This window comes from Streptomyces sp. GESEQ-35, from assembly GCF_017948485.1.
In the GTDB taxonomy this organism is placed as follows: Bacteria; Actinomycetota; Actinomycetes; order Streptomycetales; family Streptomycetaceae; genus Streptomyces.
Genome location: NZ_JAFFSX010000009.1, coordinates 198,218 through 219,473 on the forward strand (window position 1 = coordinate 198,218; position 21,256 = coordinate 219,473).

The 21,256-nt window shown below is 70.1% G+C and carries 22 protein-coding genes and 1 pseudogene; 15 read left to right on the top strand and 8 right to left on the bottom strand.

The genetic code is table 11. The features are described from left to right. The first annotated feature begins 15 nt into the window (after positions 1–15). A complete protein-coding gene (locus KCH87_RS19790; RefSeq protein ID WP_210587490.1) occupies positions 16–1,008 on the top strand; it encodes a DUF3068 domain-containing protein in 993 nt (330 codons plus the stop codon). Here KCH87_RS19790 and hrpB read toward each other — a convergent pair. Then, positions 998–3,484 carry an ATP-dependent helicase HrpB gene (gene hrpB / locus KCH87_RS19795; RefSeq protein ID WP_210587491.1) on the bottom strand — a complete coding sequence of 829 codons (2,487 nt, stop codon included), beginning with the start codon at positions 3,482–3,484 and terminating at the stop codon, positions 998–1,000. The two genes, KCH87_RS19790 and hrpB, sit on opposite strands and share 11 nt — an antisense overlap. Positions 3,485–3,533: 49 nt before the next feature. Then, positions 3,534–4,403: a class I SAM-dependent methyltransferase gene (locus KCH87_RS19800; protein WP_308298863.1), complete on the bottom strand. Its 870-nt coding sequence runs from the start codon at positions 4,401–4,403 to the stop codon at positions 3,534–3,536. Between the two features lie 317 nt (positions 4,404–4,720). Between KCH87_RS19800 and rpsA the strand changes: the two genes are divergently transcribed. From rpsA to KCH87_RS19830, 6 genes are all read left to right on the top strand, one after another. Then, on the top strand, positions 4,721–6,232 hold the full coding sequence (rpsA, locus tag KCH87_RS19805) for a 30S ribosomal protein S1 (RefSeq protein ID WP_210587493.1): 1,512 nt from the start codon (positions 4,721–4,723) through the stop codon (positions 6,230–6,232). Between the two features lie 335 nt (positions 6,233–6,567). Further along, positions 6,568–8,094 (top strand): flavin monoamine oxidase family protein, encoded by a 1,527-nt coding sequence (locus KCH87_RS19810; protein ID WP_210587623.1) that lies wholly within the window; start codon positions 6,568–6,570, stop codon positions 8,092–8,094. Positions 8,095–8,242: 148 nt separating this feature from the next. After that, positions 8,243–9,181, top strand: coding sequence for a PAC2 family protein (locus KCH87_RS19815; protein ID WP_210587494.1), 939 nt, complete (start codon positions 8,243–8,245; stop codon positions 9,179–9,181). 39 nt (positions 9,182–9,220) lie between these two features. Beyond that, the gene (gene coaE, locus KCH87_RS19820; RefSeq protein ID WP_210587495.1) at positions 9,221–9,826 is read left to right on the top strand and encodes a dephospho-CoA kinase; all 606 of its coding nucleotides are present in this window, start codon (positions 9,221–9,223) and stop codon (positions 9,824–9,826) included. 31 nt (positions 9,827–9,857) lie between these two features. After that, a complete protein-coding gene (locus KCH87_RS19825) occupies positions 9,858–10,229 on the top strand; it encodes a DUF3592 domain-containing protein (protein ID WP_308298864.1) in 372 nt (123 codons plus the stop codon). A 94-nt stretch (positions 10,230–10,323) separates the two neighbouring features. Then, positions 10,324–10,704, top strand: a complete 381-nt coding sequence (locus tag KCH87_RS19830; protein WP_210587496.1) for a tetratricopeptide repeat protein — start codon at positions 10,324–10,326, stop codon at positions 10,702–10,704. Positions 10,705–10,719: 15 nt separating this feature from the next. On the opposite strand, the gene KCH87_RS19835 is transcribed toward KCH87_RS19830, so the two are convergent. Beyond that, positions 10,720–11,013, bottom strand: a complete 294-nt coding sequence (locus tag KCH87_RS19835) for a DUF6343 family protein (RefSeq protein ID WP_210587497.1) — start codon at positions 11,011–11,013, stop codon at positions 10,720–10,722. A 90-nt stretch (positions 11,014–11,103) separates the two neighbouring features. Here KCH87_RS19835 and KCH87_RS19840 point away from each other — a divergent pair, with 90 nt between their 5' ends. The 3 genes from KCH87_RS19840 to KCH87_RS19850 all read left to right on the top strand — a co-directional run bounded on the left by KCH87_RS19840 (position 11,104) and on the right by KCH87_RS19850 (position 13,452). Beyond that, positions 11,104–12,015 carry an acyltransferase domain-containing protein gene (locus KCH87_RS19840; RefSeq protein WP_210587498.1) on the top strand — a complete coding sequence of 304 codons (912 nt, stop codon included), beginning with the start codon at positions 11,104–11,106 and terminating at the stop codon, positions 12,013–12,015. A gap of 128 nt (positions 12,016–12,143) precedes the next feature. Continuing rightward, complete coding sequence (locus KCH87_RS19845; protein ID WP_210587499.1) at positions 12,144–12,830, top strand: bifunctional 2-polyprenyl-6-hydroxyphenol methylase/3-demethylubiquinol 3-O-methyltransferase UbiG; 687 nt, start codon at positions 12,144–12,146, stop codon at positions 12,828–12,830. A 157-nt stretch (positions 12,831–12,987) separates the two neighbouring features. Continuing rightward, positions 12,988–13,452 (top strand): DoxX family protein, encoded by a 465-nt coding sequence (locus tag KCH87_RS19850; protein WP_210587625.1) that lies wholly within the window; start codon positions 12,988–12,990, stop codon positions 13,450–13,452. A 210-nt stretch (positions 13,453–13,662) separates the two neighbouring features. Here the strand turns inward: KCH87_RS19850 and KCH87_RS19855 are convergent, their stop codons facing one another. Further along, positions 13,663–14,304 (bottom strand): RNA-binding S4 domain-containing protein, encoded by a 642-nt coding sequence (locus KCH87_RS19855; protein ID WP_247196442.1) that lies wholly within the window; start codon positions 14,302–14,304, stop codon positions 13,663–13,665. Positions 14,305–14,413: 109 nt separating this feature from the next. On the opposite strand from KCH87_RS19855, the gene KCH87_RS19860 reads away from it, so the two are divergent. After that, positions 14,414–15,109, top strand: a complete 696-nt coding sequence (locus tag KCH87_RS19860) for a uracil-DNA glycosylase (RefSeq protein ID WP_210587500.1) — start codon at positions 14,414–14,416, stop codon at positions 15,107–15,109. 40 nt (positions 15,110–15,149) lie between these two features. Continuing rightward, complete coding sequence (gene pip / locus KCH87_RS19865; protein ID WP_210587501.1) at positions 15,150–16,112, top strand: prolyl aminopeptidase; 963 nt, start codon at positions 15,150–15,152, stop codon at positions 16,110–16,112. On the opposite strand, the gene KCH87_RS19870 is transcribed toward pip, so the two are convergent. Then, positions 16,109–16,774 carry a GntR family transcriptional regulator gene (locus KCH87_RS19870; RefSeq protein WP_210587502.1) on the bottom strand — a complete coding sequence of 222 codons (666 nt, stop codon included), beginning with the start codon at positions 16,772–16,774 and terminating at the stop codon, positions 16,109–16,111. The genes pip and KCH87_RS19870 overlap by 4 nt on opposite strands. Before the next feature lie 176 nt (positions 16,775–16,950). Between KCH87_RS19870 and KCH87_RS19875 the strand changes: the two genes are divergently transcribed. Together KCH87_RS19875 and KCH87_RS19880 are read left to right on the top strand one after the other, a co-directional pair. Further along, a complete protein-coding gene (locus KCH87_RS19875) occupies positions 16,951–18,429 on the top strand; it encodes an NCS1 family nucleobase:cation symporter-1 (protein ID WP_210587503.1) in 1,479 nt (492 codons plus the stop codon). A 5-nt stretch (positions 18,430–18,434) separates the two neighbouring features. Beyond that, the gene (locus KCH87_RS19880) at positions 18,435–19,154 is read left to right on the top strand and encodes an aspartate/glutamate racemase family protein (protein WP_210587504.1); all 720 of its coding nucleotides are present in this window, start codon (positions 18,435–18,437) and stop codon (positions 19,152–19,154) included. Positions 19,155–19,172: 18 nt separating this feature from the next. On the opposite strand, the pseudogene KCH87_RS49125 reads toward KCH87_RS19880, so the two are convergent. The 3 genes and pseudogenes from KCH87_RS49125 to KCH87_RS19890 form a co-directional block, all read right to left on the bottom strand. After that, positions 19,173–19,385, bottom strand: a pseudogene (locus KCH87_RS49125) (GNAT family N-acetyltransferase); the annotation flags it as partial. A 13-nt stretch (positions 19,386–19,398) separates the two neighbouring features. Further along, positions 19,399–19,812, bottom strand: a complete 414-nt coding sequence (locus tag KCH87_RS49130; RefSeq protein ID WP_247196443.1) for a RidA family protein — start codon at positions 19,810–19,812, stop codon at positions 19,399–19,401. Beyond that, positions 19,809–20,258: a hypothetical protein gene (locus KCH87_RS19890; protein ID WP_210587506.1), complete on the bottom strand. Its 450-nt coding sequence runs from the start codon at positions 20,256–20,258 to the stop codon at positions 19,809–19,811. The genes KCH87_RS49130 and KCH87_RS19890 overlap by 4 nt, the downstream gene beginning before the upstream one ends. A gap of 169 nt (positions 20,259–20,427) precedes the next feature. Here KCH87_RS19890 and KCH87_RS19895 point away from each other — a divergent pair, with 169 nt between their 5' ends. Beyond that, positions 20,428–21,216, top strand: a complete 789-nt coding sequence (locus KCH87_RS19895; RefSeq protein WP_308298865.1) for a nucleotidyltransferase domain-containing protein — start codon at positions 20,428–20,430, stop codon at positions 21,214–21,216. Positions 21,217–21,256: the final 40 nt, after the last annotated feature.

Below are 21,256 nucleotides of genomic sequence, written 5' to 3' on the forward strand. Positions count from 1 at the left end.
GGGAGGGAGGCCGAGATGCGCCGCAAAGCCAGTCTGATCCTGCTCGCCCTCGCCGTGTTCTTCGCGGCGCTGTCCCCACTGCTGCGCTGGTACGCCTTCCCGCGCCTCGCCAAGATCCCGGCGAACCAGTACCAGGACATGGTCCTCGAAGCGAAGGACGCGACCCTCCTCGACTACGGCACCATGCAGGCCCGCAAGGTCCCCAAGGTCACCATCGTGCAGACCCTCAAGGGCAACGTGGAGGAGTCCGAGAAGATCGAGAAGACGGCGGGGAAGGACATCGTCGTCTGGGACGGGCTGTCGTACGTCGTCGGCCCCGACGGCAAGATGGTCTCCAAGATCCCCGAGCGTTACATCTTCGACGCCCACAGCCAGGAACCCGTCCACGCCACGGGCGAGATGGTCGACGGTGACCCGGTGCGCCGGGACGGCATCGAGTTCAAGTGGCCGTTCATGACGGAGAAACGGAACTACGAGTACTTCGACGCGCAGGCGCGCGTGACGGCTCCGATCCACTACAAGGGCACGCAGGACTTCCGCGGCGTCGAGGTGTACTACTTCGAGCAGACCATCCCGTGGACGAAGGTGCCGATGCCCAGGACGATGCCGGTCGCGGGCATCACGCCGGAATCGGTCGCCAAGACCGGCACCACCCGCTGGTACACCACGGTCCGCAAGTTCTGGGTCGAACCCCTCACCGGCGCCCCCGTCTACGGCGAGGAGATCCACAAGGAGGAGCTCCGCGGCGGCACCCTGCTCGGCGACCGCGACAAGGTCACGGCGTTCGCCGGGCACGTGAAGATGCGCGAGGACTACATCGACTCCACCGTCGACCTGGTCAAGTCGAACCGCACCCTCGTCCTGCTGATGACGTCGTACCTGCCGTGGGGCTTCCTCGTCCTCGGCGCCGCCCTGCTGTCCCTCTCGCTCTACCTGGAGGCGCGCAGCCGTCGCCCGGCCGACCCCGCGAGTGCGCGGACGGCGGCCCCGGAGCCGGTCAGCGCCTGAGCCGGGCGTTGGTGTGCCGGGTCGGCTCGGCGGTGGCGGGGTCCTCGGGCCACGGGTGCTTCGGATACCGGCCGCGCAGCTCCGCCCGTACGCCCTTGTAGCCGTCCTTCCAGAAGGAGGCGAGGTCGGCGGTGACGGCGGCGGGTCGGCCGGCGGGGGAGAGCAGATGCACCAGAACCGGCACGCCGGCGACGACCGGCGACTCCTGGAGCCCGAACATCTCCTGCAACTTCACCGCGAGGACGGGCTGTTCGGGGTTGGCGTAGTCGATCCGAATTCTGGACCCACTGGGTACGGTGATCCGCTCGGGGGCAAGCTGGTCGAGCCGTGCGGCGTCACCGGAGGCCCAGGGCAGCAGCCGCGTGAGCCCCGCTCCGGCGTCGATCCGGGCCAGCTCCCCGCGCCGCCGCGCCCGGCTCAACTCGGGCTCCAGCCACTCCTCCACGCGCGCGTGCAGCGCGTCGTCGGAGACGTCGGGCCACGGCTCACCGAGGTGCAGGTACAGAAAGGCGAGCCGTTGCCGCAGTACGTCCGCGTCCGGCGACCAGCGCAGCAACGCGAGCCCTTCCTGCCGCAGCCCCTCAAGAAGGGCATCGCGTACGAGAACGGGGTCGGGGCTCCTGAGCGGCCGCACCGCCAGCTCGATGGCCCCCAGCCGTTCCACCAGCCGTGCGACGACGTCCCCGTCGGCCCAGTGCACCTCCTGGTCCTCGGAATACAGTGAAGCCGCCGCCGACCGGGCCATGTCCTCGTCCACATCAGCGGCGAGCTGCACACGCGCGTGTCCCTTGCCGATGGGCCGATCCGCCGCGGCCACGGCGATCCAGGGAGCGCCGCGGAGCCGGCTGCCGTCACCGAGTTCGGCGCGGGTTCCGGAGGCCATCAGATAGGAACCGCCGTCCCTCTTTGCGACGCGCTCGGGAAACGCCAGGGCGGTGACGAGCCCGGCAAGACGGTCGTCGGAGTCACGGGCGGGTGGATGGGAGCCCCCTTCCGAGGCGGCGCGCAGTCGCCGTACCTCCGTCCGCCACCGCCCCGCATAGGCGTCACCGCCGCGCCGGGCAGTGCGCAGAGCAGCCGCCAGGTCATCCCCGTAGTCCCGCGGCACCTCTTCGGAGAGCAGCGCCACGACGTCGGCACCCGCACCAGGGCTGTCCAGCAGGGCCCGCCCCAGCCGCGGATGCAACCCCAGCCGAGCCAACCGCTTCCCCCGCTCCGTGGCCCGCCCGACGGAGTCCACCGCACCGATCGCCGACAACACGGCCCGGGCCGCCGCCATCGCCCCACCCGGCGGCGGATCCAGCAAGGCCAGACCGGTGGCCTCAGGATCCCCCCAGCACGCCGCCTGGAGGGCGAACGCCGTCAGATCGGCCACCTTTATCTCCGGCGACGGGAAACGCGGCAGCCGTGCGTCCTCGGCCTCCGCCCAGCACCGGTACACCGCTCCCGGCGCCTCACGCCCGGCCCGGCCCGCCCGCTGCCGCCCCGCCGCCTGCGAGGCCCGTACCGTCGTCAGCGCGCTCAGCCCGCGCGCGTGATCGACCCGCGGCTCCCGTGCCAGCCCCGAGTCGACGACCACCCGTACTCCGGGAACCGTCAACGAGGACTCGGCGACGGACGTCGCCAGCACCACCCGGCGCCGCACAGCGGAAGACAGCACCGCATCCTGTACCGCCGCCGGCGCCCGCCCGTGCACCTGAAGCACATCGACATCCCCCAGACCGTCCAACTGCCCGGCCACACGGGCGATCTCCCCGACCCCCGGCAGGAAACACAGCACGTCCCCCGCCCCCTCGGCCAGCGCCCGCCGCACCACCGACGCCACATGCGCGAGCAGCGCCGGGTCCACGCGCATCCCGTGCGGCGGTCGTACCGGACGCGGCGGCGGCGCCCACACCACCTCCACCGGATACGAGGCCCCCTCGGCCTCGATCACGGGCGCCCCGCCCAGCAGTCGCGCCCACCCCTGCGCGTCGGTCGTCGCGGACGCGGCGACCAGCCGCAGCTCCGGCCGCAGGGTCTGTCGTACGTCCCACAGGAACGCCGCCACCGTGTCCGCGTCCAGATGCCGCTCATGGCACTCGTCGAGTACCACCACGTCCACGCCGGCCAGCTCCTGGTCGCGCTGAAGCCGCTGCAACAGCACACCGGTCGTGACGACCTCCACGCGCGCGTGCCGCCCTACGACCCGTTCCCCGCGCACGGTGTAGCCGACGCTCTCACCGACCTTCTCGCCCAGCAGCCACGCCATCCGCCGGGCCGCCGCCCGTGCCGCGATCCGTCGCGGCTCGGCGACGATCACACGACGTGCGGGGCCGTCCCCGAGCAGGCCGGCCAGCGCGAGCGGCACGAGGGTCGTCTTGCCCGTTCCGGGCGGTGCCACGAGGACCGCGGTGCCGTGCGCGTCCAGCGCATCGTCCAGTCCGGGCAGGGCACCACGTACCGGCAGCGCGTCCAGGGCGTCATAACGGATCACGCCCCCTAGTGTCGTACGCCCTCCGGACGACCCTGCACGCGCGCGTGCCTCAGTCCCGCTCGCACACGAAGATCGCCGTCCCCGGGAGCTGCCGCCCACGCAACGGTGACCAGCCGCCCCACTCCGATGTGTTCCAGGCCGGCCACTCCGGCTCGACCAGGTCCACCAGCCGGAAGCCCCCCGCGACGACATCACGGACGCGGTCGCCGAGCGTCCGGTGGTGCTCCACGTACACCGCGCTGCCGTCGTCGTCCTGCTCGACGTACGGCGTGCGGTCGAAGTAGGAGGCCGACACGCTCAGCCCCTCGGGGCCGGGCTCGTCCGGGAACGCCCAGCGGATCGGGTGCGTGACGGAGAAGACGAAGCGGCCACCGGGGCGAAGCACTCGGCGGACCTCGCGCAGGACCAGGACCGGGTCGGCGACGAAGGGCAGCGCCCCGTAGGCCGAGCACGCCAGGTCGAAGGAGGCGTCGGCGAAGGGCAGGGCGCCCGCGTCCGCCTGCACCAGCGGGAACGCGGCGCCGATGCGCAGTGCGTGCTGGAGCTGGCGGTGGGAGAGGTCCAGGGCCACCGGGCGGGCGCCCTGGGCGGCCAGCCAGCGGGCGCACTGGGCCGCACCGGCGCCGATCTCCAGGACGTCCCTGCCCTTCAGATCCTCCGGCGGGCCGAGCAGTTCCGCCTCCACCTCGTCCAGGCCCTCGGGGCACCACACGAATCGCTCGTCCCCGAGGAACGTGCCGTGCTCGGTCTGGTACTCGTCCGCGTTTCGGTCCCACCAGCCCCGGTTGGCCCGGGCGCTCTCCGTGACTCCTGCGTCACGTCGGGTGGCTTCCGGCTCGAACGCTTCGGGCTCTTGGATGATCGGCTCCCTCGTATTAATCTGCGGGCTCTTCCGTCCAACCTCGTGCGGTGGTGTCACGCGCGGGGCTTCTTGGGCCATGCGTGGCCTCAAGGGACACGTATTGTGCCGGGATTGCGGCGATCCGCCCCGGGTGTGCGCCTTCGCGCATTGACCCTGTCCGGCTGCCCCCGTATGCTACAAGTTGCGCTGTGGGCCTGCGCTCCTCAGACGTAGCAGGCCGCGCTCGCATCTGTTGTATGTCCCCTCGGTTGTCGAGGCGCCACCAGCTGTTTTGGGTGGCGCTTCCTAGGCTGTCCGGCTTCTACAGAGCGAAACGGGCTCCCGGCGTAAGCAGTACCTACGACTTCAATGTCCGTACCGGAGCCCTTTCCCACATGACGAGCAGCACCGAGACCACCGCCACCACCCCGCAGGTTGCGGTCAACGACATCGGTAACGAGGAAGCCTTCCTCGCCGCTATCGACGAGACGATCAAGTACTTCAACGATGGTGACATCGTCGACGGCGTCATCGTCAAGGTTGACCGGGACGAGGTTCTCCTCGACATCGGTTACAAGACCGAAGGTGTCATCCCGAGCCGTGAGCTCTCGATCAAGCACGACGTCGACCCGAACGAGGTCGTCGCCGTCGGTGACGAGATCGAAGCCCTTGTTCTCCAGAAGGAGGACAAGGAAGGCCGCCTGATCCTCTCGAAGAAGCGCGCCCAGTACGAACGTGCCTGGGGCACCATCGAGAAGATCAAGGAAGAGGACGGCATCGTCACCGGTACCGTCATCGAGGTCGTCAAGGGTGGCCTCATCCTCGACATCGGCCTCCGCGGCTTCCTCCCGGCCTCCCTGGTCGAGATGCGCCGTGTTCGCGACCTCCAGCCCTACGTGGGCAAGGAGCTCGAGGCCAAGATCATCGAGCTGGACAAGAACCGCAACAACGTGGTCCTGTCCCGCCGTGCCTGGCTGGAGCAGACCCAGTCCGAGGTCCGCCAGACGTTCCTCACGACCCTCCAGAAGGGTCAGGTCCGTTCCGGCGTCGTCTCCTCGATCGTCAACTTCGGTGCCTTCGTGGACCTGGGTGGCGTCGACGGTCTGGTCCACGTCTCCGAGCTGTCCTGGAAGCACATCGACCACCCCTCCGAGGTTGTCGAGGTCGGCCAGGAAGTCACCGTCGAGGTCCTCGACGTCGACATGGACCGCGAGCGCGTCTCCCTGTCGCTGAAGGCGACCCAGGAAGACCCGTGGCAGCAGTTCGCCCGCACCCACCAGATCGGCCAGGTCGTGCCCGGCAAGGTCACGAAGCTGGTTCCGTTCGGTGCGTTCGTCCGCGTGGACGAGGGCATCGAGGGTCTGGTCCACATCTCCGAGCTGGCCGAGCGCCACGTGGAGATCCCGGAGCAGGTCGTCCAGGTCAACGACGAGATCTTCGTCAAGGTCATCGACATCGACCTCGAGCGCCGTCGCATCAGCCTCTCGCTGAAGCAGGCCAACGAGTCCTTCGGTGCCGACCCGGCCTCGGTGGAGTTCGACCCGACGCTGTACGGCATGGCCGCGTCGTACGACGACCAGGGCAACTACATCTACCCCGAGGGCTTCGACCCCGAGACCAACGACTGGCTCGAGGGCTACGAGTCCCAGCGTGAGGTGTGGGAGAACCAGTACGCCGAGGCGCAGACCCGCTTCGAGCAGCACCAGCAGCAGGTCATCAAGTCCCGCGAGGCGGACGCTGCGGCTGCCGCCGAGGGCGGCGACGCGGCGGGTGCGGCTCCGGCCGCGTCCGGCGGTGGCGGTGGCGGCGGTTCGTACTCCTCCGAGGGCCCGGACAACTCCGGTGCGCTGGCCTCGGACGAGGCGCTTGCCGCTCTGCGGGAGAAGCTGGCCGGTGGTCAGAGCTGAACGCTGGCCGACTGAGGCATAGCGGTTAGTTGAGGGGCCGTACCTTTCGAGGTGCGGCCCCTCAGTCTTGTGCGCATTCGGTTGTGGTTTGTCTGCGGGCCGGCTGTGGCTGGTCGCGCAGTTCCCCGCGCCCCTGAGGGGGCGTTGCCCTCGCCCTTGCAGAAACGTGCGGGATACACGAGTTACTGATGGGCCGTAACCGGCCATTGGGAGGCTTCCCCGGTCATTCATGATCGGAAAGGAAAGCCGAACACATGGCACAGACTCCGAGCGGGCCCGGCGCCAGTCGCCGCACTTTCCTGCGCAACGTCGGTCTCACCAGCGGTGCGGGCACGATGTTCGCCACCATGGGGGCCCTCGGGCTCGCGCCCACCGCGCAGGCCGCCCAGCGTGAAGAGCCCTTCCGTGCGCTCAGTGCGGGCGACTTCACGCTCACCGGACGGGGCGCCGCGAAGGTCGTCATCGTGGGCGGCGGCATCGCGGGACTCGCTACCGCGTACGAACTGGGCAAGGCCGGCTACGACTGTACGGTTCTGGAGGCCAGGGACCGCACGGGCGGCCGTAACTTCACCGTCCGCGGCGGGGACACGACCGTCGACCTCTACGGCAACAGGCAGACCGCGCGCTTCGGCGACGGCGGGTACATGAACGCCGGTCCCGCGCGCATACCGCAGTGGATGGTCACCCTCGACTACTGCCGGGAACTCGGCGTTCCCATCGAGGTGTTCACCAACGTCAACGCGGACGCGTACATCTACAACGAGTCCGCCGGGATGACCAAGCCGATGCGCTACCGCACGGCCAAGGCCGATGTCTACGGCTATGTGTCCGAGTTGCTCGCCAAGGCCACCAACAAGGGGGCACTCGACAAGGAGTTGACGGCCACCGACCAGGAGCGGCTCGTGGAGTTCCTCAAGGACTGGGGCGAACTCGGCGACAAACTGACGTACGAGGGCGGCGAGCGCCGCGGGTACACCACCGTCCCCGCCGCCGCAGGGACCCCCGGCGTGCTGCTCGGGGACCTCCCCACCGCCTCCGAGGTCCTCGCCGGCGGCGCCGGGCGGTACTTCTCCTTCGAGTTCGGCTTCGACCAGGCCATGCTGATGTTCCAGCCGGTCGGCGGCATGGACCGGATACCCAAGGCGCTGACCAAGGCGATCGGCGCGCACCGGGTGCGTACGGGGGCGGTCGTCTCGAAGATCACCGACACCGGCCGGGGGGTGTCCGTGGCGTATGCGCAGGGCGGGCGTACGAAGGTCGTCGAGGCCGACTTCTGCATCGCGGCCCTGCCGCCCAACATCCTTGCCAAGGTGCCCCACAACCTGGGCTCCGGGGTGCAGTCCGCGCTGGAGGCGATCACGCCGTCGTCCGCGGGCAAGATCGGGCTGGAGTACAGGTCCCGCTGGTGGGAACTGGACCACCACATCTACGGCGGCATCACCGAGACCGACCAGGACGTCACCCACATCTGGCATCCCTCGTACGGCTTCCACGGCGAACGCGGCATCGTCATCGGCTACTACAACTACGACGACGACGCGGACGCGTACGCGAAGCTCAGCCCCCAGGGGCGCGAGGCGCGCGCGGTGGCCGCTGGAGTGAAGATCTACGGCGAGAAGTACCGCAGCGAGCTTGCCTCCTCCTTCTCGCACCACTGGCGTCAGACGCCCCACCTGGAGGCCGCCTGGCACGACACACCCGGCGGCCCCGACGACGTCCGCTACAAGCCGCTGAACGAGCCGACCGGCCGTGTCTACTTCGCCGGCGACTGGCTCAGTTACACCGACGCCTGGCAGCACGGCGCGTTCACGTCCGCCCGGAAGGCGGTGACAGCCCTCCACGCGCGCGTGCTGTCCTCGTGAGCCGCTGGGGTGGCGGTCGACTACAGACCACAGCGCCGCAGGATGCCGTATGAAAAGGCAGTGAGAGACGCCTGATCAGGGACACGGGTGGGAATGCCCGTGTCCTGGGCTGTGTTGTGCAGTACGAACACGAGGAGGAGCGGTCACAGTGCTTGATCCGCAGGGTTTGTACGCATGGGAGCCGAAGGGCCTGGCGGTCGTCGACATGGCGCTCGCCCAGGAGTCGGCCGGCCTTGTCATGCTCTACCACTTCGACGGCTACATCGACGCGGGCGAAACCGGAGACCAGATCGTCGACCGGATCCTCGACACGCTGCCCCACCAAGTGGTGGCCAGCTTCGACCACGACCGGCTCGTGGACTACCGCGCCCGCCGCCCGCTGCTGACGTTCCGGCGCGACCGGTGGACCGAGTACGAAGACCCCACCATCGAGGTGCGGCTGGTCCAGGACGCCACCGGAGCGCCCTTCCTGCTGCTGTCCGGCCCCGAGCCGGACGTGGAGTGGGAGCGCTTCGCCGCGGCCGTCCAGCAGGTCGTGGAGCGGCTCGGCGTGCGGCTGTCCGTGAACTTCCACGGCATTCCGATGGGTGTCCCGCACACCCGCCCCGTCGGTCTCACCCCGCACGGCAACCGCACCGACCTGGTTCCCGGCCACCGCAGCCCGTTCGACGAGGCGCAGGTGCCGGGCAGCGCCGAGGCGCTGGTCGAGTACCGCCTCATGGAGGCCGGTCACGAGGTCCTGGGCGTCGCCGCGCACGTGCCGCACTACATCGCGCGTTCCCCGTACCCGGATGCCGCGCTGACCGTCCTGGAGTCCATCACCGCCGCGACCGGACTGGTCCTCCCGGGCATCGCGCACTCACTGCGCACGGATGCCCACCGCACGCAGACGGAGATCGACCGGCAGATCCAGGAGGGCGACGAGGAGCTCGTCTCCCTCGTCCAGGGCCTGGAGCACCAGTACGACGCCGCCGCGGGCGCCGAAACGCGGGGCAACATGCTCGCCGAACCCGTGGACATTCCGTCGGCGGACGAGATCGGGCAGGAGTTCGAGCGCTTCCTGGCGGAGCGCGAGGGGGACACCTGACCGGGTGCCCTGTCAGTGGCAGGCCCTAAGCTGCCGGTCATGCTGAAAGTGGGTCTGACCGGTGGCATCGGCGCCGGCAAGAGCGAGGTGTCACGGCTGCTCGTCGAGCAGGGTGCCGTCCTCATCGACGCGGACCGCATCGCGCGCGAGGTCGTCGCGCCGGGAACTCCCGGTCTCGCGGCGGTCGTCGAGGCCTTCGGTACGGAGGTCCTCGGCGTGGACGGCAGCCTGGACCGGCCCAAGCTGGGCTCGATCGTCTTCGCCGACCCCGAGAGACTGGCCGTGCTGAACGCGATCGTGCACCCACTGGTGGGAGCCCGCTCGCGTGAGCTAGAAGGCGCCGCCGCCGAGGACGCCGTCGTCATCCACGATGTCCCGCTCCTCGCGGAGAACAGCCTCGCGCCGCTGTACGACGTCGTGGTCGTCGTCGACGCCAGCCCCGAGACCCAGCTCGACCGGCTCGTCCGGCTGCGCGGCATGACCGAGGAGGACGCACACGCGCGTATGGCCGCACAGGCCACCCGCGAGAAGCGCCTGGAGATCGCGGACATCGTCATCGACAACGACGTACCGTTGGAGGAGCTTCAGGCGCGCGTGCGTGAGGTCTGGGCGGATCTGGTCAGACGGGCGCACGCGTCGCGGTAGTCGTCCGAAGGGGGCGGGACCGATCGTCGTCGTGGCGTTCTTGATGCTGGGTGGCCTGGTGGCGCTGCTGGCCGGAGCGTACGGTCTGCTGCGGACGCGGCGCATCACCGAGGCGGGACAGGTCACCGAGGCGCTGGTGAAGCCTCCGCCGCCCGGCTCGGAGCGCCCGCTGTTTCAGTTCGAGACCCCGGACGGTCGGGTCGTAGAGATCGTCTCGCCGGTCCCGCGCAGCCGGCGTCTGCCACTCGCCGCCGGCGGTCGGGTGCGACTGGCGTACGACGCCGCCGACCCGCGCGAGACGGTGCTGCTCGGCGGCGAGCGCACGGGCCTGGACCGGGGGTTCGCGGTTGCCGGAGCGGCATTGGTGGCGCTCGGGATTGTGCTCGCGGCCGTAGTGCTGTGACCGTGATCCCGGACGGGCGGCCAAGAAATGCCGGCTGTGGAATCGCCGCCCTGTTGCGGGCGTTGAAGTTGTTGAGTCAGGGAAGGACTGTGCCGTGCCCGAGACCAGCGGATCGACCGGACGTACACCGGAGACGCATGTCATCGACTTTCGTGCCGCCGAGCATCTGCTCGCCGCACGGGACCCGCGGGGCGCGGTGAAACTGCTCGACAGAGTGATCGCGGCGCACCCGGAGAACACCGCTGCACGGCTGCTGAGAGCGCGGGCGTTCTTCGCGGCCGCGCAACTGCGACCTGCCGAGTTGGAGTTCACCATCGTCCTGGAGCGCGAGCCGGACAACGCGTTCGCGCATTTCGCCCTTGCCCGCACCTACGAGCGCCAGGCGCGGCACGACGAGGCCAAGCGCCACTTCCGGCTGGCGGCCGCGCTGGATCCGAACCCCGAGTACCTGAAGGCGGCACGCTTCGACTCGTGAGCGTCCGGTGGCGCGCTACGGGTGCCGCTGCCCCGGAGTCCGGTGCGGAGGTCGCTGCTCCGGCGGCTGGTACGGCGGTATGTCGGGGCCCGGCTGGTAGTGCGGGCCCTGGCGCATGTGCCGCAGGATCAGCGTCATGTCGACGGTGATCACCAGCCACAGCACCCCGCAGGCGACGGCCCACCCGGGACGTCCGGCGAGCGCGAACGCGACCGTACCGAAGATCGCCCAGACCAGCCCCCACACGCTCAGCCAGAAGCGCGCCCGCAGAGCACTGCGCGCGGTCGCCGGTTCACTGCCCGTACGCATCGGGATCACCACTCCTGTCTGCAACGTACTCCTCGGCTCGGACGTTCACCAAGGAGCTCAGTAGCTGCCCGAGGAGGGGGAGACCACGCCGTGCTGCCCGACACCGACGAGTTGCCCGAGATCCTGCTCGACCTTGCCGTACCCCACGAGGACATCAACGAACTGGTCGCACTGCGGCGCACACTGACCGCCGATGCCGGAGCGATGCGGCTCCTGGAGGAGTGCGTCGAGGAGCTGGTGCGCGACATCGGGGAGATGGGGAAGGGACCACGGCTCGGCGAACGCGTCGCCGAGGCCCCGGCGGCGCTGGACCACTACTTCGCCGTGTACGTGTTCGTCGCGGCGCTGCCTCATACGCGCGCGTACCACCGCGCACGGGGCATCCCCGCGGACGTGTCCCGGCGCACCCTCGCCGACCTCGGGCGGAACATGGCGGTGCACCGGCGGCGGTACGGCCGGGGCGGGCTGCACGTGGTGAGCTGGCTCAGCAACCACTTCCGCGGGGAGCTGTACCAGCTGGGGCGGCTACAGTTCGAGCGGGCACGGCTGGGGGAGCGTACGGGGTCCGCCCTCGCTGCGGCCGGGCTGGACGTGGCTCCCGGCACGCCCTGTCTGAACCTGCACATCTGCGACTTCCACGGTCCGCTGGCGCCCGCGGCCTGTGACCGTTCGCTGGCGCTGGCCCGGGAGTTCTTCGCCCGGCACTACCCGCAGGAGCGGTGGCAGGTCGCGGTCTGCCATTCCTGGCTGCTCGACCCGCAGTTGAAGCAGTATCTACCGGCGGATTCCAACGTCGTCCGGTTCCAGGAACGCTTTCGGGCCATCTGGAATGACCGGGAGGACTTGCAGCGCGCGGACACGGAGCCGGTGCAGTTCGTCTTCGGAAACCCGGATCTGCCCGTGGAGAGCCTGCCTCGGCGTACGTCGGTGGAGCGGGCGGTCGGGGATCATCTGCGGGCGGGCGGTCACTGGTACATCGGGCATGGGTGGTTTCCTTTGTGAGCGGTTCCTTTGCGAGCGGGGCTCCGAGTGGAGTCTGTTGTGCGGGGGCGGTAACTCGAACGGGTGAACTGGGGCGGGGTGGGAACGGCCGTGCGGATGCGGGCCGTTGTGCGGGCATGGGGCTGAACATGCGAAGTGGACATCAGGGGACGGGACCCGGGGCGATCACCCCGGACGGCTGCGCGGTCGAGTTCTACTCACGGCTGCCTGTCGGGGAAGAGCCGGACATCATCGCCGGGGCCGTGCCGGCGGGCGCACACATCCTGGAGCTGGGCTGCGGCGTGGGGCGCATGACCCATCCGCTCCTGGAACGCGGCTTCACGGTCACGGCGGTGGACGAATCCGCGGAGATGCTCGAACGCGTCCGCGGGGCCCGCACGATATGCGGCCCGATCGAGGGCCTCGACCTGGACGAGACATTCGACGTGGCGCTGCTCGCGTCGTTCCTCGTGCACACCGGCGACGTCGAGGTGCGGCGAGGCCTGCTGCGGACCTCTGCGCGCCATCTCGCCGACGGTGGTTGCGTGTTGATCCAGCGGGAGGGGGAGGACTACCACACGAACGTGCCGCGCGAGCGTCTCGATCCCAGCGGTTTCACCGTGCGGGTCGCGTCCTCGGAGCCGGTCGGCGACGGGGTGAACTCGGTGCGCGCGGAGTTTGAGTTCCCGGACGCGGTCTGGACCCAGACGTTCCGGGCCCGGCCGCTGACGAAGGAGCAGTTCGAGGAGGCGTTGGCGGAGGCGGGGCTGAAAGTGGACAAGTACCTGACGGACGACCGGATATGGGTGCGGGCGGTTCCAGTCGACAGAGGGTGAGCTGACGGGACGGAGGCGAGTTGCCGGACAGCGATGAGTTGCCGGACAGCGATGAGTTGCCGGACAGCGATGAGTTGCCGGACAGCGATGAGTTCTGGAGTGGGTGCCGGTCTTCTTCGGTGACAGCAACACGGACCGCTTCACCCAGGAGAACCCGATGTCCCAGACCACCGCCTCCGTCGCCACTGCCGCTTCCGCCACGGCCCGCCCGGTCATCGCCGAGTCCGCGACCGCACAAGGCCGCCGTGCCCGCATCGCCCTGCGCGGCCTACAGGTGCTGCTCGCCCTCTTCTACGTGATCGCGAGTGCGCTGCCCAAGCTGATCGCGCACCCCGCAGCCGCCGAGAGCTTCGACAAGATGGGCTGGGGCAGCACGGGGATGTACATCATCGGCGTCCTCGAACTGGCCGGAGGCGTAGCGCTGTTGATCCCGGTGTTGCAATCGGTGGCGGCGATGGCGCTGAGCGGTCTGATGGTGGGCGCGTTCGTCGTCACGCTCACCTACCTCAACGGGGAGAACGCCGCGACCCCGCTGATCCTCATAGTCCCGCTCGCGCTCATCGCCTGGGCTCGGCGAAGGCACAACGCGGACCTGCTGCGGCTGGTGCTACGGCGGGCGTGAGGGAGACCGGCCGGGGCAGGCCGCCGCTGTGAGGTCGGTGCCCTTCCGGGCACCGGCCGTCGAGCGGTGTCCAGGCCCGGCGCGCTCCCGCCTTTCGACTGCGCTTCGGTTGCCTGACCGCGTCCCGCCGTCGCCGGCCACCGAGCCACCGGGTCACCGGGGCACGGGCCACCGTGGCACCGGGCCACCGAGCCCCCCTGGCATCCGCGATCAGTGGCCTTCGGGACGGCCTCCCGTAGGACGGCCGCCCAGTCCGCGCAGCGCTCGCAGGCGTTCCAGCTCGCGTCGATCGCGCTTGGTCGGGCGGCCGGTGCCGCGGTCGCGGACGCCGGCCGGGGCGACGGCCTCGCGCGGTGGGGGCGGCGGACTGTTGTCGACGTAGCACTGGACGGCCACCGGGGGGCCGACCCGCTTGCGGATCAGGCGCTTGACGACGACGATCCGTTCCCGGCCCTCGTGCCGGAGGCGGACCTCGTCTCCGACGCGGACGGAGTGGGCGGGCTTGACGCGCTCGCCGTTCACCCGGACATGGCCGCCCTTGCAGGCGGCGGCGCCCATCGAGCGGGTCTTGACCAGCCGTACGGACCAGATCCAGCTGTCGATGCGGACGGTCTCGCCGCTCTGCGGGCGGGCGGCGTCGGCGGCGGCGATCGCGTCGCCGGGCGCGGGGGCAGTCGCCGGGGCGTCGTCGCCGGCCGGTCCATCCGGTCCATCCGGTCCATCCGGCCTCGTCGGCGCTTGCCCGGTCGGAGCCGTGCCGGAGGCATCTGACCCGTCGGGCCCGTCGGTGCCCTGGGGCGTGCCAGGTCGCCCGTCGTGCGTCTCGTCGTAGTCCGCAGCTTCGGAAGCCATGTCCTGACCCTAATCCCCGTACGGGGTGAATCGGCCGGGATTTCCCAGGGGGAAGCGGCTGCCGGCGGGACTGCCGGGGTGGCCTGGGCGTAGGTCTACCGTGGGCCCTATGGACGTCCTTGCCGATCTGGACCAGCGGGTCGCGGGCTGTAGGGCCTGCCCGCGGCTGGTCGCCTGGCGCGAGGAGGTGGCTCTTACCAAGCGCGCCGCCTTTGCCGACTGGACGTACTGGGGGCGGCCGGTGCCGGGGTTCGGGCCACCGGACGCCCGGCTGCTGATCGTGGGACTCGCGCCCGCCGCGCACGGTGGGAACCGCACGGGACGGATGTTCACCGGCGACCGTTCCGGGGATGTGCTGTATCAGGCGCTGTACGACGTCGGGCTGGCGTCGCAGCCCACCTCCGTTGCGGCCGACGACGGTCTTGAACTGCATGGCGTCCGCGTCACCTCGCCCGTGCACTGCGCGCCGCCCGCGAACAAGCCCACCCCCGGCGAGCGGGACACGTGCCGCCCCTGGCTCGTTCAGGAGCTGACGCTGCTGCGGCCGACGCTGCGGGCAGTGGTGGTGCTCGGCGTCTTCGGCTGGCAGGCCACGCTGCCCGCGCTGGCCGAGGCGGGGTGGGGCGTGCCGAGGCCGCGTCCCGTCTTCGCGCACGGGGCCAGGGTCCCGCTCGACGGTCTCGATCTCTTCGGCTGTTTCCACGTCAGCCAGCGCAACACCTTCACCGGTCGGCTCACCCCCGCGATGCTGCGGGACGTACTGCGCGACGCGGCTGGGGTGGCCGGGCTGCGCCATACGAAATAACGAGGCGACCCGGACCTCGTACGGACATTAGGGTGCGCGGATGCCCCTCTACCCGGAGATCGAACCGTACGACCACGGCATGCTCGACGTCGGTGACGGCAACCGCGTGTACTGGGAGACCTGCGGCAACCCGCACGGCAAGCCCGCGCTGGTGCTGCACGGCGGTCCGGGATCCGGCTGTACGCCGTACCCGCGGCGCCTGTTCGATCCCGCCGTCTACCGGATCGTGCTGCTCGACCAGCGTGGATGCGGGCGTTCGACCCCGTCCGCGGGCGCGTACGACACCGACATGAGCGTCAATACGACCGCTCACCTCATCGCCGATCTGGAGCTGCTGCGGCGGGAGTTGGGGATCGGGCGGTGGCTGGTGTGGGGCGTGTCGTGGGGCTCGGTGCTGGGGCTGCGGTATGCGCAGACGTGTCCGGGGGTGGTTTCGGAGCTGGTGCTGACGGGGGTGGCGACCGGGGCGAACCCCGAAGTGGCCCTGCTGACCAGGGGGCTTGGGAAGATCTTTCCGGCGGCGTTCGAACGGTTCGTCGGTGAACTGCCCGTCCATGAGAGGGACGGCAACCTCGCGGCCGCGTACAACCGGCTGCTGGAATCACCGGACGCCGGGGTGCGGGCGCGGGCCGCGCGGGCCTGGACCGACTGGGAGACCGCGATCATTCCCGCGCCGCCGCGTTCGGTGCCGCGATACGAGGATCCGGTGTTCCGTCTCGGCTTCGCCCGCACCGTCACGCACTACTGGGGCAACGACAGCTTCCTGGGCGAGGGCAACGACCAGGGCGTCGTACTGCGCGATGCGCACGTGCTCAAGGGCATCCCCGGCACGCTCGTCCAGGGCAGTCTGGACTTCGGCAACCTGATCGGCATCGTCTGGCGGCTTCATCACGCCTGGGAGGGAAGCGAGTTGGTGATGATCGACGAGGTCGGACACGATGCCGGGGCGCCGGGCGTGGCCGAGGCGCTGGTGGCGGCGACGGACACATACGCGGTCCGCTAGGGGATTTCGGCCCCGCCGAACAGCTGCCGTACCGTCGACCGGTAGTTGGTCCGGACGTGGGCGAGTGCGTGCGCGCGGGCCCGCTCCGGGTCGCCCGAAGCGATCGCCTCGTACAACTCGCGGTGTTCTACGAGGAGTTGGCTCCATTCCTCGTTCCGTCGGGTCATCCAGCGGAGGCGGCCGGCGACCGGTTCGAGGGCTTTGATCAGCAGGCTGTTGTCCGCCATGGCCACGATGCGGTCATGCAGACGGCTGTTGACGTCGGTGATGGCCTCCGCGTCCCCCGCCCCGGTCGCGGCGGCCGCGAGGCCGAGCAGCTCCTCGACCTCGGCCAGGTCCTGCGGTGTCGCGCGGGCCGCGGCCAGTCCCGCCGCGTACACCTCCAACGCCTCGCGCAGCTCGAAGAGTTCCCTGACATCGCTCGGGGTCAGCCGCCGCACGACCGTACGGCGGGGCGTCTCGAAGTGGACGAAGCCCTCGGCGACCAGGGCCCGGATCGCCTCCCGGACCGGAACCCGCGAGACCCCGAACCGCTCGGCGAGCTCCCGCTCCACCAGCCGGTCGCCGGGGCGGAGGCGGCCCGCGATGATCTCCTGCCGCAGGGTGGCCAGAACGCGCTCGCGGATTGCGCCCAGGGGTTCGGTCTTCGTCGGGGAGCTCATGGAGCCATCTTCTCCGACTCCGGGGGTGTTTTACGGAGCGTTAACGGCACCGACATCGGTCGGAACGGTTGACGGTAGGACCATGTCGGCAGTTTGGTATACCAAACGCGTTGCCAAGCGACCGGAAACAAGCCACCGCAAGCAGCTCTCCTCCGTCCCCCGTCCATGGAGGCCTCGTGTCCCTCGCCGACCGTGCCGAAGCCACCGGCACAGCAGCGTTCGTCCCCGATCCCCGGCTCACCAACGAAGACCTCGCGCCCGCGGGCAAGCGCAACTGGAAGGTCTTCGACCTCTTCGCCATGTGGATGTCCGACGTCCACAACCTCGGCAACTACACGTTCGCCGCGGGACTGCTCGTCCTCGGCATGAACGTGTGGCAGGTCTTCACGTCCCTGCTCGTCGGCTTCGTGATCATCTACATCGGCATGAACTGGATGGGGAAGATCGGCCAGCGCCACGGCGTGCCCTTCCCGGTCGTCAGCCGCATCAGCTTCGGCGTCTGGGGCGCCAACATCCCGGCGCTGATCAGGGCCGTGATCGCCATCATGTGGTACGGCATCCAGACCTATCTGGCGTCCGTCGCGGTCAACGTGATGCTGCTCGCCGCCTGGCCGGGCCTGGAGTCCTGGACCCACAACTCCTTCCTCGGCCTCGACGCGCTCGGCTGGGTCTCCTTCCTGTCGCTGTGGCTCCTCCAGGCGATGATCATCAGCCAGGGCATGGAGTCGGTACGGAAGTTCCAGGACTTCTGCGGCCCGGCGATCTGGCTGGTCATGATCGCGCTGGCGGTCTGGGTCCTCGCCAAGGCCGGCTGGACCATCTCGCTCACCTCGACGCCGCACCCGGTCTCCGTCGGCGAGCAGTGGCGGCAGTGGTTCGGCGCGATCGGGCTGATCCTCGCCACCTACGGCACGCTGATGCTCAACTTCTGTGACTTCTCCCGCTTCGCGCCCGACTACCGCACCGTGCGGCGCGGCAACTTCTGGGGCCTGCCCATCAACTCGACGGCGTTCGTGGTCGTCTCGGTGATCGTCACAGCCGGCTCGCTGGAGGTCTTCGGCGAGGCCATCACCGACCCGGCGGCGCTGGTCGCCAAGGTCGGCAACACCTGGGTGCTGGTGCTGGCGGCCCTGACCTTCGCCATCGCCACCATGGGCGTCAACATCGTCGCCAACTTCGTCTCACCGGCGTACGACCTCGCCAACGTCTGGCCGCAGAAGATCACCTTCAAGGTCGGCGGCATGATCAGCACGGTGGCGGCGCTGGTGGTGACGCCGTGGAACCTCTTCTCGAACCCGACGGTCGTCCAATACTTCCTCGGCGGCCTGGGCGCCTTCCTGGGACCCCTCTTCGGCGTGATCATGGTCGACTACTACTGGGTCAAGCGCGGCCGGGTCGATGTCAACGAGCTCTTCGACGCCACGCCCGGCTCCCGCTACTACTACCGCAAGGGCGTCAACCCCAAGGCCCTGTGGGCGTTCCTGCCGGCGGCGGGGGTCGCGGCGGTGCTGGCGCTGGTGAAGACGTTCAGCGATGTGGCGCCGTACTCGTGGTTCATCGGGACCGCGTTGGCGGCGGGACTGTATGTGCTGCTGTGCCGAAGCGAGCGGGCGGCCACCCCCGCGTCCGTTCCCGAGAAGCCCGTGGAGGTCTGAGGAACGTGCGGATCGTCGTCACCAACTGCAACACCACGCAGGAGATGACCGCGGAGATCGTACGAGGTGCCCGGGCCGCCGCAGGCCCGGGCACCACCGTGACCGGGCTGACCCCCGCGTGGGGACCCGAGTCGGCGGAGGGCTGGCTGGACAGCTATCTGTCGGCCGCGGCGGTCATGGATGCGCTGCGGACGTACGAGGGTCCGTCGTACGACGCCGTAGTCATGGCGGGCTTCGGGGAGCACGGACGAGAGGGTGTCCGGGAGTTGGTCGACGTACCGGTCGTCGACATCACGGAGGCGGCGGCGCATCTGGCCTGTCTGCTCGGCCGACGGTACGGCGTGGTGACCACGCTGGAGCGGACGTGCGGGCAGATCGAGGACAGCCTGGAGACGGCCGGCGTCGGGCGCAATTGCGCAACCGTCGTGGGCACGGGACTGAGCGTGCTCGACCTGGGCGACGCGGCGCGCACGGAGGCGGCCTTCCTGACGGCGGCCGAGCGGGCGTGCGCGGCCGGGGCGGAGGTGCTCGTGCTGGGCTGCGCCGGGATGACGGGGCTGCGGCGGGCGGTGGGGGAGAAGCTGGCTGTTCCCGTCGTCGACGGGGTCGCGGCGGCGGTGAAACTGGCGGAGTCGCTGGTGGGCTTGGGCCTGACGACGAGCCGGGCGGGGAGCTACGCGAGGCCGGTGCCGAAGGGGCGGGTGTGGGGGGCTCCGTCGGAGTAGCCGCCCGCGAACGGCTGCTCAGGGCCGCCAGGCATACCGAATATCGGGTTCCCGCTCCTCGTTGCCGCTGCCGTCGGTGCGGTGGACCTCCGCGAAGCCATGACGTTCGTAGAAGCGCTGCGCGGGGTGGTTGACCTGGAAGGCCCGCAGGGCGAGGCCGATGGGGCCGAGTTCCCTGACCAGCGTGATGAAGCGGTCCCCGATGCCCCGACCACGCCAATCGGGGTCGAGAGCACGACGGACGTCATGAACCTGCTCCTTCCGGGACGACGGCCGTCGCTGTGATCTCCACCAGCTGCCCGGTGTAGCCGAGGCAGGCGACACCGAGCAGCGTGGACGAGTGAGGGCCCGCACTGAGCCCGGACGCCTCGACCACGTCCCACACGGCGGAGAGCACGGCGGTCTCACTGCTCACGACGTACACATCCGTCGACACGACATGCGCCAAGTCACTCCCGACTGCCCGTAGTTGCTCACGAAGGTTGGCAATCACCTGCTCGGCCTGCCGCACCGGATCGCCCTCCCCGACCAGCTTCCCTTCGGCGTCGAGCGGCACGGCCCCGGCAAGGAACGCGAGCTTCGTGCCGGCCTCGACGACGGAGGCGTGGGAGTAGGTGGGCGGAGCAAAGAGGCTGGGGACGGTGACGCGCTGGATCATGGCGGCTCCTCGTGCGGTGGACGGCCAACCTGCCGATCATCCGGGTCGTCGCCCGGGTACGGCATCTGAATTTCCACGGTGCAGTCGGCCCCGTCGACCGGCTCCGCCGCGATCCGGGCCAGCACCACTTGCCGTCGGCGCTGGGCGGCGGCCGTCGCCGACGCGGACCGTCGCGCGGCTGCCGCCGCCACAGTCCGGAACTCCTCGCTCCGCTCGGCGGCCGCTACCCGCTCCACCAGATAGAGCCGGATCTTCGGGGCCGACCGGAAGTGCGGATTGACCCGCAACAGATCGGGCTCACCGAGCAGTCGGCGCACCATCCCCGCCGTCCAGCCACGGGCACGCAGCCCGGCCGCCGAGATGTGCGTGCGCGCCGCCTGCACGCAGTCGCCGTCGTCTTCCGCGCCCCGTTCCTGACCGTCCTCATCCCGCTCCAGCATCGTCATCGCGCAACCCCCGTAGCGCTCCCATCCGTCACGTTCTGTGACGGTGAGATCAATTAGAGCGCACGCCACTGACAATCGCCCCGGCCGTATTCGCATCGCGGAGGCGAGGCCGATGCGCCTACGCTGCCTGCCGGTCCCGGACCACCCTCCTCACCCGATGGAGCCTCACGTGCCAGGTCTCACCGACGCCGCGTTCCTCGACTCCACGGCCGACCGCCTGGCCTCCCTGCCCACGGTCCGGGCCGTGGCCCTCGGCGGCTCCCGCGCGCAGGGCACGCACACACCGGAGAGCGACTGGGACCTGGCCGTCTACTACCGCGGCTCCTTCGATCCCGCCGACCTGCGCGCCATCGGCTGGGAGGGCGAGGTCTCCGAGGTGGGCGGCTGGGGTGGCGGGGTGTTCAACGGGGGTGCGTGGCTGACGATCGACGGGCGGCGGGTCGATGTGCACTATCGGGATCTCGACGTCGTGGAGCACGAGTTGGCCGAGGCGGAGGAAGGACGGTTCCGGGTGGAGCCGTTGTTGTTCCATCTCGCCGGGATTCCCAGCTACTTGGTGGTCGCGGAGCTTGCCGTCAACCGCGTGCTCCGGGGGGAGCTGCCGCGGCCGGCCTCGTATCCGGGGACGTTGCGCCGTTCGGCCTCCGAGCGATGGCACGGTACGGCCTGCGCCACGCTCGCGTATGCGAAGGCCAACCATGTCGGGAAGGGGCGTCTCACCGAGGTGGCGGGAGCCCTGGCCACAGCCGCCGTGCAGGCCGGGCATGCGGTGCTCGCGGGGCGGGGTGAATGGGTGACGAATGAGAAGCGGTTGCTGGAGCGGGCCGGGCTGCGCGAGGTCGATGACCTTGTCGCCGGTCTCGGCGCCGGCCCGGACGCCTTGTCCTCGGCCGTGGCGAGGGCGGAGTCACTGTTCGCATCGCATGTGGAGCGCGCGGTGTTCCGCGATCCTCGGTGAGCGGAACCAGGCCCGCAAGACCGCCCGCCGCACGGTCGTT

Excerpts from the sequence above, each read along its gene's own strand:
- KCH87_RS19890 (WP_210587506.1), bottom strand. The coding sequence starts at position 20,258 with ATGACGATGCTGGAGCGGGATGAGGACGGTCAGGAACGGGGCGCGGAA.
- KCH87_RS19855 (WP_247196442.1), bottom strand. The coding sequence starts at position 14,304 with ATGGCTTCCGAAGCTGCGGACTACGACGAGACGCACGACGGGCGACCT.
- KCH87_RS19870 (WP_210587502.1), bottom strand. The coding sequence starts at position 16,774 with ATGAGCTCCCCGACGAAGACCGAACCCCTGGGCGCAATCCGCGAGCGC.
- KCH87_RS19790 (WP_210587490.1), top strand. The coding sequence starts at position 16 with ATGCGCCGCAAAGCCAGTCTGATCCTGCTCGCCCTCGCCGTGTTCTTC.
- KCH87_RS19860 (WP_210587500.1), top strand. The coding sequence starts at position 14,414 with ATGGACGTCCTTGCCGATCTGGACCAGCGGGTCGCGGGCTGTAGGGCC.
- coaE (WP_210587495.1), top strand. The coding sequence starts at position 9,221 with ATGCTGAAAGTGGGTCTGACCGGTGGCATCGGCGCCGGCAAGAGCGAG.
- KCH87_RS49130 (WP_247196443.1), bottom strand. The coding sequence starts at position 19,812 with ATGATCCAGCGCGTCACCGTCCCCAGCCTCTTTGCTCCGCCCACCTAC.
- KCH87_RS19810 (WP_210587623.1), top strand. The coding sequence starts at position 6,568 with ATGTTCGCCACCATGGGGGCCCTCGGGCTCGCGCCCACCGCGCAGGCC.
- rpsA (WP_210587493.1), top strand. The coding sequence starts at position 4,721 with ATGACGAGCAGCACCGAGACCACCGCCACCACCCCGCAGGTTGCGGTC.
- KCH87_RS19845 (WP_210587499.1), top strand. The coding sequence starts at position 12,144 with ATGCGAAGTGGACATCAGGGGACGGGACCCGGGGCGATCACCCCGGAC.
- KCH87_RS19835 (WP_210587497.1), bottom strand. The coding sequence starts at position 11,013 with ATGCGTACGGGCAGTGAACCGGCGACCGCGCGCAGTGCTCTGCGGGCG.
- KCH87_RS19850 (WP_210587625.1), top strand. The coding sequence starts at position 12,988 with ATGTCCCAGACCACCGCCTCCGTCGCCACTGCCGCTTCCGCCACGGCC.
- pip (WP_210587501.1), top strand. The coding sequence starts at position 15,150 with ATGCCCCTCTACCCGGAGATCGAACCGTACGACCACGGCATGCTCGAC.